A 16,815-nucleotide genomic window follows, 5' to 3' on the forward strand; every position below is an offset into this window, starting at 1 on the left:
GGTGGCGCCTCCAGGCAGCCCTCCGCCCCCGCAACCGGCGGACCATGGACTCGGAGACATCGGAATGCCGAACATCGCATCAGCCAGGCCGGACGGGCAGGACAGCGTTGCGCAAACGCCGCCCGCCGCCATGCTCCTGCGACTGGACGCAGCCGCGCGCGCCTTCGCCGCGCGGGGCGCCACGCGCTTCTGGGCGATCAGGCTGGCCGTCATCCTGGCGCTGGACGCGCTGATCATGCTGGGCAGCTTCGTGCTTTCCCGGCTGATCCTGTCCGACCTGCCCATGCCCCGGACGCTCCTGGAACCCTGGTTCATGGCCCTGTTCGTCGGCGTGAACCTCAGCGTCCTGTTCGTCGTCGGCACCTATCGGCAAAGCTGGCGCTTCCTGTCCATCGGCGACGCGCTGTCGCTGGCGGCCAGCCTGCTCGCCAGCAGTTGGCTCATATGGATGATCACCGCGGGATTGCTGGTGCCGCAGAAGATGATGCGTGGGCCCATGACCGTCTTCCTGACCGTCGACGTGCCGCTGACCGTCGCGGCGCTGCTGGCCGTGCGCGTGCTGCGGCGGCAGTTCTTCAAGCATGTCCGCTCCGCGCGGCTCCGCCGGACAGTGCAGGCGCGCCGGCGCATCCTCCTGCTCGGCGAACTGGATTGGGCGCGGGTCATGGCGGACCTTGTCCCCACCGACGCCCATTCGGGCCTGGAGATCGTCGGCGTCATCTCCTTCGACGGGCATGAGCGGCGGCTGCATGTCGGCGGACTGCCGATATTGGGCTCGCCCGAGATGCTCCCCCGGATCGTCGCGGACCTCGACCGCGCAGGCCGGCGGCCGGTCAGCCTGGTGGTGCAGGAAAGCAGCGAGCGGCTCGACCGGCAGCAGATATTGCGCATCGCGGCGCTGGCGGAGCAGGAAAATCTGGTGGTCTCCCGCTTCCGCAATCCCTGGACCAGCGCCCAGCCGCTGAGCGGCGACCGAATGGCGATAGAGAAGATGCCGCTCGCGGAATTGCTGGGGCGGCCGGAAATCACGGTGCAGCACAGCTATCTGGAACGGGTGGTCACCGGCGCGCGGATCATGGTGACGGGCGCGGGCGGCACCATCGGCGGCGAACTGGTGCGCCAGCTTGCCTATTACGCCCCGGCGGAGATCGTGCTGCTCGATCACAGCGAATTTAATCTCTACGCCATAGAGATGGAGGCGCGGGAGAAATTCCCCCATGTCCGCTTCCACGCCGAACTCTGCTCGATCCGCCAGCGCCCCGCGCTGTGGCAGGTGTTCGAGCGGCGGCGGCCGGAGATCGTCTTCCACGCCGCCGCGCTGAAGCATGTGCCGATGGTGGAGGCCAATCCCTGCGCCGGGGTGCACACCAATGTGCTGGGCACCCGCAACGTCGCGGACGCGGTCTGCGAGTTCGAGGCTCGCGCCATGATCCAGGTGTCGACCGACAAGGCCGTGAACCCGGTGGGCCTGATGGGCGCGACCAAGCGGCTGGGCGAGCTATACTGCCAGGCGCTCGACCTGATCGGCAGTTGTGATCCGGACAGTCCGCGTTTCCTGACGGTGCGTTTCGGCAATGTGCTGGGGTCCAGCGGTTCGCTGATCCCGCTGTTCCAGCAGCAGCTCGCCAGCGGCAAGCCCCTGACCGTCACCCATCCCGACATCGAACGCTTCTTCATGACGGTGCAGGAGGCGGTGCTGCTGATCCTGCAAAGCAGCGCCCGCGCGTTGGAGACGGATTCGGAACGCGGCACCATCTTCGTCCTCGACATGGGCGAGCCGGTGAAGATCGTGGAGATCGCCCGCCGCGTCATCCGCATGGCCGGGCTGCGGCCGGAAATCGACGTGCCGATCAAGTTCATCGGGCTTCGTCCCGGCGAAAAGCTGTTCGAGGAGCTGTTCGACAGCAGCGAGGACAAGATCGAAAGCGCCATTCCCGGCATTTTCGAGGCCATGCCCTCCCCCATCCCGCTGGAGATGCTGGTGGAGGGCTTCGCCCAGCTTGCCCGGTTGATCGCGGCGGGCGACGCGGATGAGCTGGTGCGGCTGACGCATGAGATGGTCGCGGCCTCCGCCAGTTCGCGCTGGGCGGAGATATTGCGGCGGCTGGCGGCGGAAAGTTCCGACACGCTGCTGATGATGCCGCCGCGCCCCGCGGACATTCCAGCCGTCCTGTCCTCGCCGCTGCCGCGCGATGTCGCCTGACTTTTTGGGGGAACAATGATGCAAGCCGCGCCTGCCCAAGCCCAGATTCCGCCCCAGCTTCCGCTCCGCCTCAGTCCGCTCGATCATGCCGCGCTGCGTTGGCCGCAGCATGAGCCCGACGAGATCGCGGCGGTGACGCGGGTTCTGGAGACCGGGCGGGTCAATGCCATGGTCCATGGCGAGCAAAACCGCGCCTTCGAGGCCGAGTTCGCGGCATTTTGCGGCATGCCCCACGGCATCGCGGTCAGCAACGGCACGGTCGCGCTGGAACTGGCGCTGCGGGCCTTGGGCGTCAGCGCTGGAGACGAGGTGATCCTGCCCTCGCGCAGCTTCTTCGCCAGCGCGGCCTGCATCGTCGCGGTCGGCGCAACGCCGGTCTTTGCCGACATCGATCCGGTCAGCAACAATATCGACCCGGAATCCGCCCGCCGCATGCTGTCGCCGCGCAGCCGGGCGATAATGTGCGTGCATCTGGCGGGCTGGCCCTGCGACATGACGGCGCTGCGCGCGCTGGCCGATGAACACGGCCTGTGGCTGGTCGAGGATTGCGCGCAGGCGCATGGCGCGACCCTTCACGACCGGGCCGTGGGCAGCTTTGGGGATGCCGCCGCTTTTTCCTTCTGCACCGACAAGATCATGTCCACCGGCGGGGAAGGCGGCATGCTCCTGCTGCGGCAGGAAAGGCACTGGAAACGGGCCTGGGCCTATAAGGACCATGGCAAGAATCCGGACAAATTCTTCGCGCCGGCAACGACGAACGGCTTTCGCTACCTGCACGACAGCTTCGGCAGCAATTGGCGGATGACGGAGATGCAGGCCGCCATCGGGCGGGCGCAGCTTGCCAAGCTGCCCGGTTGGCTGGCCGCCCGCCGTCGCAACGCCGCGACCCTGATGCGGCTGCTGCGCGCCAATCGGGCGGTGGAGGTGCCCGCAATTCCAGCCGAGGTCGGTCACGCCTTCTACCGGCTCTATGTGACCATCGCCGCCGACCGGCTGGGGGAGACGGGAACCACGCCGATCATAGGCCGTATGGCGCAGATGGGCATGCCCGTGGGCAGCGGTTCCTGCGCCGACATGACGGGCGAAGCCGCCTTTGCGGACCGGCAGGTGCGCCGCGACGGCGCCCTGCCGGTGGCGCAGGATCTTGGCCGCCGCAGCATCGCCTTTCCGGTCGACCATCTGCTGGACGAAGGCGACATGCATCGCCTCGCCAACTGCCTGGAGATCGCCATGGCGGAACTGCCATCCGGACGAAGAGGGGAAAGAGGATGACCAACGACCGCCTGCCGCATTTCGTCATCATCGGCGCCGTCAAGGGCGCGACGACCTGGATCCACAACCAGCTTCAGGACAACCCGGCCATCTACCTGCCCGCGCCGGAGCCGCATTTCTTCAGCCAGGACCATGCGCGCGGCCTGGACCATTACCGCCGTTTCTTCGATGGCGCCCGGCCCGACCAGATGCTGGGGGAGAAGTCCGCCGATTATCTCGCCCATCCGGACGCGCCCGCCCGTCTCGCCGCCGTCCTGCCCAGGGCGCGGCTGGTGGTGCAGCTCCGCAATCCGGTCGACCGCGCCTATTCGGATTACAAGATGCTGTTCCGGCGCGGCACGGTGACGAAGGGGCCGGAACATTATCTGGACGGGCGGCCAAGCGACCAGCCGCGCTTTCTGGAGGACGGGCTTTACGCCAGGCATCTGCGCCGCTGGCTCACGCATTTCGATGCCGAGCAGATCAAGGTGCTGCTGTTCGAGGACGTGAAGGCCGCGCCGGAAGCGAGCGTCGCCATCGTCAGCGACCATATCGGAGCGCCCTGCCATTATTCGACGCAGGTGGGTGCCGACCCGCGCAACGACAGCAGCGAAAGATTCCTGCCCCTGCCCGTGCGCACCGCATTGGCGCCATTGAAGGAAGCGGTGCGGCCCCTGCGCGGCAACGCGATGTTCGAAAAGGTGCGCGGCATGTTCGCGCGGCAGATCGCCTATCCGCCCCTGCCGGCGATGCTCCGCCAGCGGATGGTCGATTATTATGCGCGGGACATCGCCGATCTGGAGGAGCTGATCGGACGGGACCTCAGCCATTGGAGGCAGGATAGGAAACTGGCTGCCTGACGGTAGCTGCTCCTGCCTTCAGGAGCACGATATGGCAGGCACGCCTCCTTCGTATCACCCCCAAAGCGCTCCGGCTCTCGCCCCTTTTTGCCCGTCCGCCAGCCGTTATTGCCCGCCCCTGAATCAGCCAAAGGGCTTAAACTTCCGCCCTATCCATCCAGAGGGGACACAGATGCGCAACCGGCTTCATCATGGCCTTTTCCTTGGCCTTTTCGCCCTGACGACGGCTTGTTCGAGCGGGCTGTCGGGCCTGGCCAGCCTTCCGCCCGCGCCGACCGTGGCCTATCGTCTGGGCGCGGGGGACGAGGTGCGGGTGGCGATTCCGGGCCTCAGCGGCACCGATTCCGGCGACAGCAGCTACACGATCAACGATCGGGGACAGATTTCCCTGCCGGTGCTGGGCGATGTCGACGCGGGCGGCAAGACGGTGCCGGAATTGCAGGCCAGCATTGCCCAGCAATTGACCCAGCGCCAGTTGCTCAATGCGCCCACCGTCAGCGTGCAGCCGGTGAAGCTGCGCCCCTTCTATGTGCTGGGCGAGGTGAAGAGTCCCGGCGAATATCAATATCGCGCGGGCATGTCGGTGCTGGCGGCGGTATCGGTTGCGGGCGGATACACCTTTCGCGCCGAACAGGGCAGCGTCGCCATCACCCGCATGGTCGACGGGCGGCAGGTGGTCGGCCGCGCGGGCGAGCGGGACATGATCCAGCCGGGCGACACGCTGCGCATCTATGAGAAGTGGTTTTGATGCGCCGCCCGGCATTTGGTCCGGCCTCGGGGGGCGCGGCCGCCCTCTTGCTGATGGCTGCCCTGCCTGACGCCCAGGCGCAGGACATGGACGCTTCCGACCCGTTGCAGGGCGAACCCGCCGCGCTGTTCGAACCGACGCCGCTGGCGCTGGGCAGCGCGACCGTCAGGATCGGCGGCAGCGCCCGGCTGGAATATGACAGCAATATCTATGCCCAGGCCTTTGGCGAGAAGGACGATTTCCGCCTTCAGGTCCGCCCCTATGTCGACCTGCTGCGCAAGGGCGGCGCACTGGAGCTGACCGCCCGGGCCGAGGGGGATTTCCGCAAATATTTCCAGTATGACAAGGAAGATGCGGTGGGCGGGCGCCTGTCGGCCGGGCTGAACTGGAACCCGTCGGCCGCCGACCGGTTGAACGTCGCCGCCGGTTGGCAGCATATCATAGAGGATCGAGGCGAGCCGGAGGGCAACACCCTGCCCGGCATCGGCCCGCGCGAACTCAATCTGGTGGAGGGCGACCTGTCCTATCTGCATCAGGGTTCGCGTATCGGATTTCTGTTCAAGGCGACCGGCGCGCGGATGCGCTACACCCGCGCCATAGACGAGGAGCGCGACCTGGATGCCGTCGGCGGCCTTGCGCGGGTGATGCTGCGCGTGTCGCCGCTGACGAGCCTCTTCGTGGAGGGCGTCGCGGCGCATCGCGATTTCCGCCTGGCCCCCGTGCCAGGCCAGTTCAACCGCGATGCGTCGACCTATGGCGGCCGGGTGGGCATCGCCATCGATCCGGGCGGCACGCTGCGCGGCGATGCCGCGGTGGGCGTCTATCGCCTCGACGCGAAGGACAGGCGGATCGAATCGCAAACCCGCATGTCGGTGCAGATCGGGCTGACCTATGCCCCTCGCCCGCGCACCACCATCACGCTGGACGGCTTCGTCGGCAATGTCGCCACCTACAGGACCGGGGTGCAATCGCGTGAGGACATGCGCTTCCGGCTCGGCATAAACCAGGAAATCCGCCACAATCTGAGGGGGCGGCTGGGGATTCTCTATCGCCGCAGCAAATATTTCGGCGTCGACGACACCGACAATCTCTATGGCGTCACCGGCGAACTGGAATATGCCGTCAACCGCCGGGTCGCCATCGCGGCGACAGCGCGCTTTTCCAAACGCGACAGCAGCGTCGCGCTGGACGAATTCGACCGCACCCGCGCCGGGCTTGAACTGCGCATCCATTATTGACGCGCAGCCGTGCCGGGGTGGGACAGGACTGATCCAAAGCGCCACCCCCTAACCCCTTCGCGCAATGGACTTGGGATCGCCCGCCAAAGACACTGGCCCCGCATAACAGCGTGATTATACAGGACCCCGCCGCCATGCTGGTAAGAGCATCCAGGCCACCCATGCTCGCCTTCGTCCTTCCGGGGCTGGGCGCCGGCGGGTCGGAACATATCGTCAGCCTGCTGTGCAACCATTTCGCGGCGCAGGGCTGGAGCATCACCCTGATCGTGTTCGAGGAGCCGTCCGCCCCCTCCTATTACGCCTATCATCCGGAGGTGCGGATCGTCAGGCTGGGCATGAAGTCGCGGCGTCGCGCCGCCGCGACCGGTGCATTGGCGATGCTGCGGCGGCAGAGGCGGCTGAGGCGGGCGTTGAAGGCGGTGCGGCCGGAACTGGTCGTGAGCTTCCTGACGCGCACCAACATCCTTTCCGTGCTGGCCGCGCGGTCGTTGCATATCCCCGTGATCGTGTCGGAACGCAACAATCCCGCGCTCCAGACCGTAGGGCCGGTCTGGAGCCGGCTGCGGCAGATGACCTATCCGCATGCCGTGGGCCTCATCACCATGACGCAAGGGGCGATGGACTGGTTCAGGGGCGCCATGGACGTGAAGGGATGGGTGATCCCCAATCCGGTGCCGCCTGCCGGCGCCGCGCCGGATCGCCGGTCGGACGGCCGCACTATCGGAGCCGTGGGGCGGCTGGTGCCGCAAAAGGGCTTCGACCTGCTGCTGGACGCCTTTGCCCATGTGGCGCAACGCATTCCCGACTGGAAGCTGGTGATCTGGGGCGAGGGGCCGGAGCGCGCGGCGCTGGAGCGGCAGCGCGACCGGCTGGGCCTGGCCGGTCGGGTCAGCCTGCCCGGCGTGACGGAAAGGCCGGGCGACTGGATTCCCCAGACCGACCTGTTCGTCCTCTCCTCCCGCTTCGAAGGCTGGGGCATCGTCGTGGGCGAGGCCATGGGCGCGGGCCTGCCGGTCGTCTCCTTCGATTGCCAATGGGGTCCGGCCGAAATGATCGGGCATGGCCGAAGCGGCCTGCTGGTGCCCAATGGCGACGGCGCGGCGCTGGGCGACGCCATCGTGGCATTGTGCGCCGACCCGGCGCGGCGCGCGGCGCTGGGACAGGCGGCGCGGGAGCGGATGGCCGATTTCGGCCATGATCGGGTGCTTGCCCGCTGGCAGTCGGTCATCACCAGCATTCTCGACCATCATCGCGTGAGGGCAGGATCATGAACATGATGTCGCTGAAGGGCTTTGCGCGGGCGATGCGTCGGCGGCTACGGGACGAACCGCCATTACGGCTGGCGGCGGCGCGGGCCGACGCCTTTCTCGTGTCCTACCCCAAGAGCGGGCGGACATGGCTGCGCTACCTGCTCTCCTGCTATTTCGCGGAAAGCGCGAAGCTGGGCTTCGAGCCCGATCTTACCAGCACCTTCCGCATCCTGCCCAATTTCGACCGCGATCCGGTGCGCGGCATCGACGCCTTCATCGGGCGGGCGGGCGAGGCCGAGCTGCCGCTGATCCTGGTCAGCCACCTGCCCTATCGCGAGCGGCTGTTCCTCGACCGGCCGGTCCTGTTCCTGGTCCGCGATCCGCGCGACGTGATCGTGTCCGCCTATTTCCACGCGACCCGGCACAAGCATAGCTTTTCCGGCGACATGACGGCTTTCCTGGATGAGCCCAAATATGGGATGGCGGCGCTCACCGGCTATCTGAACGGCTGGGCGGCGGGGCTGGCGGGGCGACCGCATCACCTGATCAGCTATGAGCATATGCTGGCCGAACCGATGCCGACCGCCGCCGCCATCCTCGCCTTTCTGGGTGTCGAGCCGCAGCCCGCCATGCTCGCCCGCGCCGTGGCCGCCGCGCAATTCGACCGGATGCGCGACAAGGAGCGGGAAAGCGGCATTCCGGGCCATGATTATGATCGCAAGGACGACCAGAGCCTGCGCATGCGCAGCGGCAAGGCGGGCGCCTTCGGCGAGTGGCTGAGGCCCGACCAGGCGGATCTGGTGCTGGAACGCTGCCGCGCCGACCTGTCGCCCCGCGCCCTGGCGCTGCTGGCGGCCACCGGCGTCGATCTGGCGCGCTGATATGCGCATCTGTTCGATCATCACCAGCTTTACGTCCGGCGGGGCAGAGATGCTGGTCTGCAATCTGGCGGAGGCCTTTGCGGGGGCCGGGCATCAGCCAGCGGTCCTTTCGCTGAGCCACGCCGCGCAGGTCGGCAATGCGCCGGATACCGAGGCGGCGATGATGGCGCGGGTGCGGGCTGGCGGCGCCACCGCCCTTTCCCTGGGACTCGCCAATCGCAACAATCTGCCCGGCGGGGCGCTGGCGCTGCGCCGCGCCTTGCGGACGATCCGGCCCGATGTGATCCACGCCCATAGCGCCCGCGCGCTCCTCCCCCTCGCCCTGGCCATGCCCGGCGTGCCGGTGGTGCTGACCCATCATAACAGCCGCCTCTCCTTTCCTCCGTCGGCCTTCGCCCTCTTCAACTGCATCGTCGACGGCTATGTCGCGATCAGCGACCAGTGCGAGACGCTGCTGCGCGGCCATGCCCGCAAGCCGATCCGCATGATCCTGAACGCCGCCGGCGCCCGCTTCCGGACCGGGCAGCCGCGCGCCGCCGCCGGTCGCGATCCGACGATCCTCGCCGTGGGCACGGTGTCGGCGCAGAAGGATTATCCCACCCTGCTCCGCGCCGCCCGGCCGCTGGTGGATGCGCTGGCGGCGCGGGGCCGTTCCGCCCGCATCCGCATCGCCGGGGCGGGGCCGGAGTTCGGCCGGCTTGCGGTGCAGGCGGCTGGAGAACCGGTGGAACTGCTCGGCGCCCGAAGCGACGTCGACGCGCTGATGCGGCAGGCGGACCTGTTCGTGAACTGCTCGCTGTGGGAAGGCTTTCCCATCGCGATGATAGAGGCCGCGATGAGCGGCCTGCCCATCGTCGCGACCGCGGTGGCGGGCAACCGGGAAATGGTCTCGCCCGGCGTCAACGGTCAGCTCGTCCCGCCCTCCGATCCCGCCGCGCTGGCGCTGGCCATGGCGGATGTGCTGGGCGACGACGCCCGCTACGCCGCGCTGTCGCAGGGCGCGCTGCGGGTCGCCCGGCGCTTCTCCATCGAAAACTGCGCGGCAGCGCATCTCGACCTGTACCGGGAACTGATCGAAGCCCGCCGTCTCCGCTTCGCCCCGCCCCCTGTGGCCCGGCCGGTGTCGCCATGCGAATAGCCGCGCTGACCGACATCCATGCGGCCAGCGACCCGCTGCAACTGGCCCTTACCGCCGCGCGGCGGGAGGGGTTCGACCGGATGCTGATCCTGGGCGACCTGCTGACCTATGGCGTGCAGCCGCTGGAGACGCTGGAACTGGTGCAGGGCGCGGCGGCGCGGGACGGCGCGATCCTGATCAGCGGCAATCACGACATGCTGTACAGGGGATCGCCCGCCGCAGAGAGCTATCGCGCTGCCCTGCCCGACTGGCTGCGCGAAAGCGTCGACTGGACCGCCGCCCATATCCCGCCGGGCGGCATGGCGGCCTTCGACTGGAGGGAAAGCTGGTCGCTGGGGCCGCTGTTCGCCGCCCATGCCAATCCCTTCGACTATGGGGACTGGCGCTATATCCGCTCGACGCAGGAGGCGGAGGAAGCCGCCGCCGCGCTCGCGGCGCGAGGGTTCCTTTATGGCCTGTTCGGCCATGTTCACCGGCATCGCCGCTATGATTGCGCCGCCGCCACCATCTTCACCCTCGCCTCGCTCGGCCAGCCGCGCGACGATGGGGACCGGACGCCCAAATGGGCGATGATCGAAGTCAGGGGAGATTTTGTGACCGTCGAAAGCCGCGACATCGATTTCGATCCGGAGGACCAGGTGCACGCCATCCGCGCCACCACCCTGTCCCCCGCCACGCAGGAGCGGCTCTGCCGGTTCTTCGCATGAAGGTCCTCGTCACCGGAGCCGGCGCGGTGCTGGGACAGGGCATCATCAAGTCGCTGCGGCAATCGGCGCTGGGCTGCCATGTGATCGCGGCCGATCCCAATCCGCTTTCCGCTGGCCTCTACTGGGCCGACGCCGCCCATCGCCTGCCCTTTGCCGACGATCCGGCCTTTGGCGACCGCATCCACCAGTTGCTGGACCGGGAGCGGCCGGACGTGGTGCTGGTGGGCACCGATGTGGAACTGTCCTGGTTCGCGGCGGAGCGGCGCCGGCTGGAGGCGCTGTTCGGCACGCATGTGCTGGTCAGCGATCCCCGCGTCGTCGCCATAGCGGACGACAAGCTGGAAACGGCGCGCTTCTTCGAAAGCGTCGGCCTGCCCCACCCCGCGTCCGCCGCGGCGGAGGATGAGGAAGCGGTGGAGGCGCTGATCGACAAGGCGGGCTTTCCGCTGGTGGTTAAGCCCCGGATCGGTGCGCGCTCGGTCGGCGTGTCGGTTGTGCATGACCGCACCGCACTGGCGTCGGCGCTGGAGGGACGCGGCGGACTCGTCGTGCAGCAATGCGTGGGCAGCGCCGATTGCGAATATACCGCCAGCACGCTCGTCTTCGACGGCGAGGTGCAGGCATCCATCGTGATGCGCCGCGACCTGCGCGACGGAAACACCTATCGCGCCTATATTGCCGATTATCCGGAACTGAACGCGCAGGTGCGGACGCTGGGGCGGGCGCTGCAACCCCATGGCCCCGCCAATTTCCAGTTCCGCACCGACGCCGACGGCACGCCCCGCGTGTTCGAGATCAACGCCCGATTTTCCGGCACCACGCCGCTGCGCGCCATGGCGGGCTTCAACGAGGTGGAGATGTGCGTGCGGAAACTGCTCCACGCCACCCCCATCGTGCAGCCGCCGGTTCGGTCGGGGGTCATATTGCGCTATTGGGACGAGATGTTCGTGCCGCAGGAGCGCATCGACAGGGTGCGATGAGCGACCGTGCCCCCCTGCTGGCGCTGACCGGCGGATCGGGCTTTGTCGGCCGTGCTTTCCTGCCCGCCGCGCGCCGCGCCGGCTGGCGCGTCCGTCATCTCGGCCGCCGACCGCCGCCGGAAGCCCATCCGGCGGACGAATGGGCGTTTCTCGACCTGATGGCGGTCGAGGGGGTGGATTTCTCCGGCTGCACGGCGCTGGTCCATCTTGCCGCACATATCCCGTCCGATCATGGCGACCCGGCGGAAGCGGAGCGTTGCTGGCGGATCAACGCGCTCGGCACGCTGAAACTGGCCGACGGGGCGATCCGGGCAGGTGTGCGGCGGATCATGCAGGCGAGCAGCGCCAATGCCTATGCGCCGGCTCCCCAGCCTCCGGACGAACATGCGCCCCTCTTTCCCGGCAGCAGGGGCTATTATCTCGGTTCGAAGGTCGGGCAGGAAATCTATGCGGCGGAACGCTGCCGGGGGGAGGATGTGCTGCTCCAGACGCTGCGGCTAGCATCGGTCTATGGGCCGGGCCAGCGAAGCGGCGCGCTGGCCGCGATGGCCGGGGCAGCCGCCAGCGGTGGGCCGATCCGCTTGCATGGCGGCGGCGGGTTCGGAGCCGACCTTGTCCATGTCGACGATGTGGTGCGGGCCATGTTGCTGCTGCTCGGAAATGAGGAGGCAGGGCCTTTCAATGTCGGCAGCGGGGTCCGGACGACCATGGCGGAACTGGCGCAACTGCTGTCCAGGCAAACCGGTGCGCCGGTGGTTCATGAGGCTGGAGGAAGAGAGCAGGATTGGGGGTTTCCCGCCCTTGACATCGATCGGTTGCGGGCATTGGGCTACCGACCGATGCGCTTGGCCGATGGTCTGCTCAGGAAGGTGTAGGGTTGGAGAATGCCGCTTGCGACGGCCAGTTGCCGACCCAAGAGGACCGTTCGGGCTCAGCCAAGCCCGGCCGGACCTGGTCGTTTCCAGAGCGCGCTGCGTTAAATCATACGCAGGCCGCGCGCTCCAAGCTTTTGTTGTCGCATCCTTTTAAGCGCAAAACCGGTTCCCACTTTTGCGCACGATGCTCTAGCTTCCGTTCGGACCGCCGCCGGTGTTGCTGCCGCCGCCTGCACCGCCCATGCCGCCGGCGCCCACCGCGCCGATATTGCCGAAAATCTCGTCGAACAGGCTGCGATGGCGGCCCAATGTCGGCGTCTTGTCGCCGGAAGGCGAGATTTTCGCGACCTGCTCCAGCCCCATGCGATCCACCGCCACGACATTGCCCGCCGCGTCGAAACGCACATGCAGCACGGTCTGCGACACCGGCTTGGGATTGGAAAAGGCGAGCGAGCGCATGTCGCGCGACACATAATACCAGTCCTGGTCGCCGAACTGCGCGACGAAGCTCGGCCGGCCCAACGTCCCTTCCACCGATGCGCGGTTGTCGATGCCGGGCTGGACCGAATCCACCAGCAGCTTGTCGACCTGATAGCCCTGATGGGTGCGGATGCGCGAACAGCCCGACGCGCCCAGCAGCAGCGCGCAAAGGCCTGCGCCAAGCAAAATCCGCCCGCTGCGGGATTGGCGGCTGAACTGGCGCATGAACTTCTCCTGCGGGGGCTTGCCCCGGACCTTGCCGAAAAACAAAGCCGCCATTGCATCGGGCGGCCGGGCGATCAATATGGAAATGCGCGAGCCTCGGCAAGGGGCCGCCGATCGGTCCAGCCAGGAAACAGTCAAACTCATGCCCAGCATCTTCCAGCGTCTGTTCGCGCCGAGCGATCCCAGGGACGCGATGCGCACCCTCTACAACGCCATCGTCGCGGAGGGACGCCAGCCCCATTGGTATGTCGAGGGGCAGGTTCCCGACACGATGGACGGCCGCTTCGACATGATCGTCGCCATCCTCGCCCAGGCCCTGATGCGGCTGGAGGCGCTGGGCGCCGCGCAGGAGAGCGTCTGGCTGACCGAACTGTTCGTGGACGACATGGACGGCCAGTTGCGGCAGGAGGGGATTGGCGACGTCGTCGTCGGCAAGCATATCGGCCGCATGGTGAGCGCGCTGGGCGGGCGGCTGGCGGCCTATCGCGCGGCGCTGTCGGGCGAGGCGGACCTGAGCGAAGCGATTGCGCGCAACCTCTATCGCGGCGATGCGCCGTCGGCAGACGCGCTGGCGCATGTCGAATCGCATCTGCGCGCGCGCTGGGTGAGGCTGGGCTGCCTCAGCCGCGACGCGCTGATGGCGGGAGACCTTGGATGAGCGCTGCCCCCGAATTCTCCCGGCCCGTCCGAATCGACCAGCTTGCCCGTCATGCCCAGCCGGTGACCATCACCGCCGACGCCGCGGAGCGGGAGGCACTGGCGAAGCGCTTCAACCTGCTCGCGCTCGATAGGCTGGAGGCGGATTACGCGCTGAACGAGGACAATGGCGCGATCTATGCCAGGGGGCGGGTGCGCGCGGACCTAGCCCAGCCCTGTGTCGCGACAGGGGTCGCGGTGCCCGAAAAGCTGGACACCGATTTCCTGCTCCGCTTCGTCAGGGAGGGGGAAGAGACGCCCGAAGGCGACGAACTGGAGCTGGACGCCGAGGATTGCGACACCATCGGTTTCGACGGCCTCACCATCGACATGGGCGAGGCGGTGGCCGAAACGGTGGCGCTCGCGATGACGCCCTATCCGCGCTCTCCGGAAGCCGACGGAGTCCTGCGTGAAGCGGGCGTGCTGAGCGAGGAGCAGGCCAGCCCCTTCGCCGCGCTGCTGTCGCTCAAGGACAGGAAATGAGGCTGGCGCTGGCGGCGCTGGCGGCGGCCCTGCTGTCCGGCGCCATGCCGGCTTTTTCGGCCGAAACCACGACGCTGATCGGGGAACGGCGCGCCCGCACTGAATGGGCCAAGGCGGAGAACCGCCAGTCCTGCGCGCCGCTCGCGCTCGCCCGGCCCGGCATTCCGGAGGGGACGCCGCGCGCCGCCAGCTTCGGCGGCGGCTGGGGCGTTGCCTTCGACCTTCCCGGGCTGCGCAGCGCCTATGGCTTTGCCGGAACCGGCCTGCTGCCGGACGACCGGGCCGATGCGCGGATACAGCGGCGCAGGCTGACCGAACAATGGCCCTATATGCGCGAACTGGCGCGCCTGCCCGCCCCATCCTTTGCCGGCTATGGGCAGGAAGGCGCGCAGCGCTATCCTGCCGCCAATCCGGGCGGCAAAGGCCTGCATTCCCTCGCTTATCTGCGCGTCGGCGGCCAGCGCTGCACCTATAATGTGTGGAGCCGGATCAGCCGCGCGCATCTGGAATGGCTGCTCGACAATCTGCGCCTGTTGCGGCGCTGAAGCGCGCCCTCCCCTTTTCCTTCCGTTCTGCCCTGTGGCATAAGCGCGAGCCATGGAGACCCCGCCGCGCAAGATCATCCATATCGACATGGATGCCTTTTACGCGTCGGTCGAGCAGCGCGACGATCCCTCGTTGCGGGGCAAGGCGCTGGCCGTTGGCGGCGGCGGTCCGCGCGGGGTGGTCGCCACGGCCAGCTATGAAGCGCGGAAATATGGCGTCCGCTCCGCCATGCCGGGCGCGCGGGCGCGGCGGCTCTGCCCCGACCTGCTGTTCGTCCGTCCCCGTTTCGAGGTCTATCGCAGCGTGTCGGCGCAGGTGCGGGAGATATTCTCGCGCTTCACCGACATCATCCAGCCGCTGTCGCTGGACGAAGCCTATCTCGACGTCACGTCGAACAAGCCGGGCATCGCCTCCGCCACGCGCATAGCGGAGGAAATCCGCCGCCTGATCCGGGAGGAAACCGGGCTCACCGCGTCGGCTGGGGTGTCGTACAACAAGCTGATCGCCAAGTTGGCGTCGGACCAGAACAAGCCCGATGGCATCTGCGTCGTACGGCCGGAGGACGGCGCGGCCTTCATCGCGAAGATGCCGGTGCGGCGCATCCATGGCGTGGGGCCGGTCACGGCGAAGCGGATGCAGGCCTTAGGCATTGAGACGGGCGCCGATCTGCGCGCCCGCGACCTTGCCTTTCTCCAGCATCATTTCGGCAGCGCGGCGCTATTCTACTATCGCGCATCGCGGGGCCAGGACGACCGCCCGGTGCATGAGCGGCAGGAACGCAAATCCGTAAGCGTCGAAGATACCTTCTTCGACGATCTGGTGACGGAGGAAGCGCTGATCACGGAACTGGACCGGATCGCGGAAAATCTCTGGGGCCGCATCGAAAAGAGCGGCGCCTATGGCCGGACGGTGGTGCTCAAGGTCAAGTTCGCGGACTTCAGGATCATCACCCGGTCGAAAAGCTTCGGCGGACCGGTGCGCTCCCCCGACCTGTTGGCGCAGACGGGCCGGGCGCTGCTGCGGGCCCAGTTGCCGCTGCGCATGGGGGCCAGGCTGCTCGGGCTGGGCGTGCACAATCTGGATCATGAGGAGCCGGAAGAGGCCGGCGAGCAGCTCAACCTCTCCCTTTAGAGGGCGGCAGGAGCGAATCCCCCAAATCCTCCTTATCGAAAGATGGGGAATGGGACCGCCGCCCAAGGCGGTGGTGGAGGAGAAAGGGGAGAAGGTCACGGCTGGCTTCGTAAAACCAGCACTTGTCCCCGGGCCGTCAGAAGGGCAGCCAGTTCCGCTTCTCGGTGAACTTCATGTAACCGGCATTGACCCCCAGCCGATAGCCGACGCCCAACCGGATCGGGATCAGCACCACGCTGCCCCAACGCAGGTAGCTGGCGGTGAAGCCGCCTACCAGATAGGCGGTGCCCTCCGCCGCCGGGAAGCGATGGTAAAGGTCCTGCGTGTCATAGAGATTATAGACGAGCACGAAGGTGTTCGCCGCGTTGCCGCCCACGTCGAAGCCGATGGACGGGCCGGTCCAATATACCTCCCGCTTGCCCTCTACCTTGTGATTGAGGGTGCCGGACCCATAGCGCAGGCCGACGACGAACGCGCCCGACGCTTCGCGCCCGGCGATATAGGCATTGGGGCGGCCCTGGTCCTTCAGGATCTTCTCGATGATCCCGGCCAGACCTTCCGCCCCCTTGCCGAACACCCCTTCGGCCGCGCCGATCAGATCGTCTTCCTGGTAGGAATCGCTGGGGGAGATCGCCGCCGGCGGAGAATTGGCCGTCACCGGCGCGCCAGTTGCGGTCGCGCCCGAACTGACCGGCGGCGGATTATAGGGTGCGCCGCTGTCGGCGGGCGCGCTGCTCCCCGGCTGCGCATTGGGGTCCACACCGGGATCGGTGGGCGTGCTGCCGCCCTGCTGCGGCACGGGGGCCAGATCGGAATCGATGGCGCTATTGGGGTCGACGGTGCGCACCTGCGCCTGTGCGACCGGCGCCAGCGTGATGCCGCCCAGCGCGGCCGCCAAAGCGCCCGCCCGTGCAGCGCGGCCCGAAAACCGCCGCAAAATCCCGATCATGCCCGCTACTCCCCAAAGAACCCGCTCTTCAACCATATTTCAGATTATCGGGGAACAAGCTGAAACGACAATGAACGAACGGCGACCCGAGTCGATTCCGCGCCAGTCCGAATCCGCTTTTTCGGAATTCGGGTGATTTTTCTCCGCTGCGGACCGTTGCCATGCATGAAACCC

17 protein-coding genes are annotated in these 16,815 nt (G+C 67.5%); 15 read left to right on the forward strand and 2 right to left on the reverse strand.

Going from position 1 to position 16,815, the window contains the following annotated elements; genetic code table 11:
- Window positions 1-64 precede the first annotated feature (64 nt).
- The 11 genes from EWH10_RS20575 to EWH10_RS20625 all read left to right on the forward strand — a co-directional run bounded on the left by EWH10_RS20575 (window position 65) and on the right by EWH10_RS20625 (window position 12,131).
- Window positions 65-2,203, forward strand: coding sequence for a polysaccharide biosynthesis protein (locus tag EWH10_RS20575; RefSeq protein WP_044660465.1), 2,139 nt, complete (start codon window positions 65-67; stop codon window positions 2,201-2,203).
- A 15-nt stretch (window positions 2,204-2,218) separates the two neighbouring features.
- Window positions 2,219-3,475 carry a DegT/DnrJ/EryC1/StrS family aminotransferase gene (locus EWH10_RS20580; RefSeq protein WP_044660466.1) on the forward strand — a complete coding sequence of 419 codons (1,257 nt, stop codon included), beginning with the start codon at window positions 2,219-2,221 and terminating at the stop codon, window positions 3,473-3,475.
- The gene (locus tag EWH10_RS20585) at window positions 3,472-4,314 is read left to right on the forward strand and encodes a sulfotransferase family protein (RefSeq protein WP_044660467.1); all 843 of its coding nucleotides are present in this window, start codon (window positions 3,472-3,474) and stop codon (window positions 4,312-4,314) included. The genes EWH10_RS20580 and EWH10_RS20585 overlap by 4 nt, the downstream gene beginning before the upstream one ends.
- A gap of 172 nt (window positions 4,315-4,486) precedes the next feature.
- Complete coding sequence (locus EWH10_RS20590) at window positions 4,487-5,062, forward strand: polysaccharide biosynthesis/export family protein (RefSeq protein ID WP_025550778.1); 576 nt, start codon at window positions 4,487-4,489, stop codon at window positions 5,060-5,062.
- Window positions 5,063-5,148: 86 nt separating this feature from the next.
- Window positions 5,149-6,300 carry an outer membrane beta-barrel protein gene (locus EWH10_RS20595; protein WP_235600810.1) on the forward strand — a complete coding sequence of 384 codons (1,152 nt, stop codon included), beginning with the start codon at window positions 5,149-5,151 and terminating at the stop codon, window positions 6,298-6,300.
- A 134-nt stretch (window positions 6,301-6,434) separates the two neighbouring features.
- Complete coding sequence (locus EWH10_RS20600; protein ID WP_044660468.1) at window positions 6,435-7,571, forward strand: glycosyltransferase family 4 protein; 1,137 nt, start codon at window positions 6,435-6,437, stop codon at window positions 7,569-7,571.
- A gap of 2 nt (window positions 7,572-7,573) precedes the next feature.
- Window positions 7,574-8,431: a sulfotransferase domain-containing protein gene (locus tag EWH10_RS20605; protein WP_238320114.1), complete on the forward strand. Its 858-nt coding sequence runs from the start codon at window positions 7,574-7,576 to the stop codon at window positions 8,429-8,431.
- A gap of 1 nt (window position 8,432) precedes the next feature.
- Window positions 8,433-9,569 carry a glycosyltransferase family 4 protein gene (locus tag EWH10_RS20610; RefSeq protein WP_044660470.1) on the forward strand — a complete coding sequence of 379 codons (1,137 nt, stop codon included), beginning with the start codon at window positions 8,433-8,435 and terminating at the stop codon, window positions 9,567-9,569.
- Entirely contained in the window at window positions 9,560-10,276 is a 717-nt protein-coding gene (locus tag EWH10_RS20615) for a metallophosphoesterase family protein (RefSeq protein WP_025550772.1), read from the forward strand. Before EWH10_RS20610 ends, EWH10_RS20615 begins: the two co-directional genes overlap by 10 nt.
- Window positions 10,273-11,256 (forward strand): ATP-grasp domain-containing protein, encoded by a 984-nt coding sequence (locus tag EWH10_RS20620; protein WP_044660471.1) that lies wholly within the window; start codon window positions 10,273-10,275, stop codon window positions 11,254-11,256. Before EWH10_RS20615 ends, EWH10_RS20620 begins: the two co-directional genes overlap by 4 nt.
- Entirely contained in the window at window positions 11,253-12,131 is an 879-nt protein-coding gene (locus EWH10_RS20625; protein WP_044660472.1) for an NAD-dependent epimerase/dehydratase family protein, read from the forward strand. Before EWH10_RS20620 ends, EWH10_RS20625 begins: the two co-directional genes overlap by 4 nt.
- A 189-nt stretch (window positions 12,132-12,320) precedes the next feature.
- Here the strand turns inward: EWH10_RS20625 and EWH10_RS20630 are convergent, their stop codons facing one another.
- The gene (locus tag EWH10_RS20630) at window positions 12,321-12,890 is read right to left on the reverse strand and encodes an outer membrane protein assembly factor BamE (protein WP_037481813.1); all 570 of its coding nucleotides are present in this window, start codon (window positions 12,888-12,890) and stop codon (window positions 12,321-12,323) included.
- A gap of 88 nt (window positions 12,891-12,978) precedes the next feature.
- On the opposite strand from EWH10_RS20630, the gene EWH10_RS20635 reads away from it, so the two are divergent.
- From EWH10_RS20635 to dinB, 4 genes are read left to right on the forward strand one after another with little or no spacing between them, the layout of a single operon-like run.
- A complete protein-coding gene (locus EWH10_RS20635) occupies window positions 12,979-13,494 on the forward strand; it encodes a ubiquinol-cytochrome C chaperone family protein (RefSeq protein WP_044662835.1) in 516 nt (171 codons plus the stop codon).
- Window positions 13,491-14,015, forward strand: coding sequence for a YceD family protein (locus EWH10_RS20640; RefSeq protein WP_044660473.1), 525 nt, complete (start codon window positions 13,491-13,493; stop codon window positions 14,013-14,015). Before EWH10_RS20635 ends, EWH10_RS20640 begins: the two co-directional genes overlap by 4 nt.
- Complete coding sequence (locus EWH10_RS20645) at window positions 14,012-14,560, forward strand: hypothetical protein (RefSeq protein ID WP_044660474.1); 549 nt, start codon at window positions 14,012-14,014, stop codon at window positions 14,558-14,560. The genes EWH10_RS20640 and EWH10_RS20645 overlap by 4 nt, the downstream gene beginning before the upstream one ends.
- A gap of 52 nt (window positions 14,561-14,612) precedes the next feature.
- Window positions 14,613-15,692, forward strand: coding sequence for a DNA polymerase IV (gene dinB, locus EWH10_RS20650; protein ID WP_044660475.1), 1,080 nt, complete (start codon window positions 14,613-14,615; stop codon window positions 15,690-15,692).
- Between the two features lie 136 nt (window positions 15,693-15,828).
- Here the strand turns inward: dinB and EWH10_RS20655 are convergent, their stop codons facing one another.
- Window positions 15,829-16,641 carry a DUF1134 domain-containing protein gene (locus EWH10_RS20655; RefSeq protein WP_044660476.1) on the reverse strand — a complete coding sequence of 271 codons (813 nt, stop codon included), beginning with the start codon at window positions 16,639-16,641 and terminating at the stop codon, window positions 15,829-15,831.
- Window positions 16,642-16,815: the final 174 nt, after the last annotated feature.

Source organism: Sphingobium fuliginis, from assembly GCF_004152845.1.
Taxonomy (GTDB): domain Bacteria; phylum Pseudomonadota; class Alphaproteobacteria; order Sphingomonadales; family Sphingomonadaceae; genus Sphingobium; species Sphingobium fuliginis.

Bases quoted from the DNA above. Each gene is read 5' to 3' on its own strand.
- EWH10_RS20575 (WP_044660465.1), top strand. From the start codon at position 65: ATGCCGAACATCGCATCAGCCAGGCCGGACGGGCAGGACAGCGTTGCG.
- EWH10_RS20580 (WP_044660466.1), top strand. From the start codon at position 2,219: ATGATGCAAGCCGCGCCTGCCCAAGCCCAGATTCCGCCCCAGCTTCCG.
- EWH10_RS20585 (WP_044660467.1), top strand. From the start codon at position 3,472: ATGACCAACGACCGCCTGCCGCATTTCGTCATCATCGGCGCCGTCAAG.
- EWH10_RS20590 (WP_025550778.1), top strand. From the start codon at position 4,487: ATGCGCAACCGGCTTCATCATGGCCTTTTCCTTGGCCTTTTCGCCCTG.
- EWH10_RS20595 (WP_235600810.1), top strand. From the start codon at position 5,149: ATGGACGCTTCCGACCCGTTGCAGGGCGAACCCGCCGCGCTGTTCGAA.
- EWH10_RS20600 (WP_044660468.1), top strand. From the start codon at position 6,435: ATGCTGGTAAGAGCATCCAGGCCACCCATGCTCGCCTTCGTCCTTCCG.
- EWH10_RS20605 (WP_238320114.1), top strand. From the start codon at position 7,574: ATGATGTCGCTGAAGGGCTTTGCGCGGGCGATGCGTCGGCGGCTACGG.
- EWH10_RS20610 (WP_044660470.1), top strand. From the start codon at position 8,433: ATGCGCATCTGTTCGATCATCACCAGCTTTACGTCCGGCGGGGCAGAG.
- EWH10_RS20615 (WP_025550772.1), top strand. From the start codon at position 9,560: ATGCGAATAGCCGCGCTGACCGACATCCATGCGGCCAGCGACCCGCTG.
- EWH10_RS20620 (WP_044660471.1), top strand. From the start codon at position 10,273: ATGAAGGTCCTCGTCACCGGAGCCGGCGCGGTGCTGGGACAGGGCATC.
- EWH10_RS20625 (WP_044660472.1), top strand. From the start codon at position 11,253: ATGAGCGACCGTGCCCCCCTGCTGGCGCTGACCGGCGGATCGGGCTTT.
- EWH10_RS20630 (WP_037481813.1), bottom strand. From the start codon at position 12,890: ATGGCGGCTTTGTTTTTCGGCAAGGTCCGGGGCAAGCCCCCGCAGGAG.
- EWH10_RS20635 (WP_044662835.1), top strand. From the start codon at position 12,979: ATGCCCAGCATCTTCCAGCGTCTGTTCGCGCCGAGCGATCCCAGGGAC.
- EWH10_RS20640 (WP_044660473.1), top strand. From the start codon at position 13,491: ATGAGCGCTGCCCCCGAATTCTCCCGGCCCGTCCGAATCGACCAGCTT.
- EWH10_RS20645 (WP_044660474.1), top strand. From the start codon at position 14,012: ATGAGGCTGGCGCTGGCGGCGCTGGCGGCGGCCCTGCTGTCCGGCGCC.
- dinB (WP_044660475.1), top strand. From the start codon at position 14,613: ATGGAGACCCCGCCGCGCAAGATCATCCATATCGACATGGATGCCTTT.
- EWH10_RS20655 (WP_044660476.1), bottom strand. From the start codon at position 16,641: ATGATCGGGATTTTGCGGCGGTTTTCGGGCCGCGCTGCACGGGCGGGC.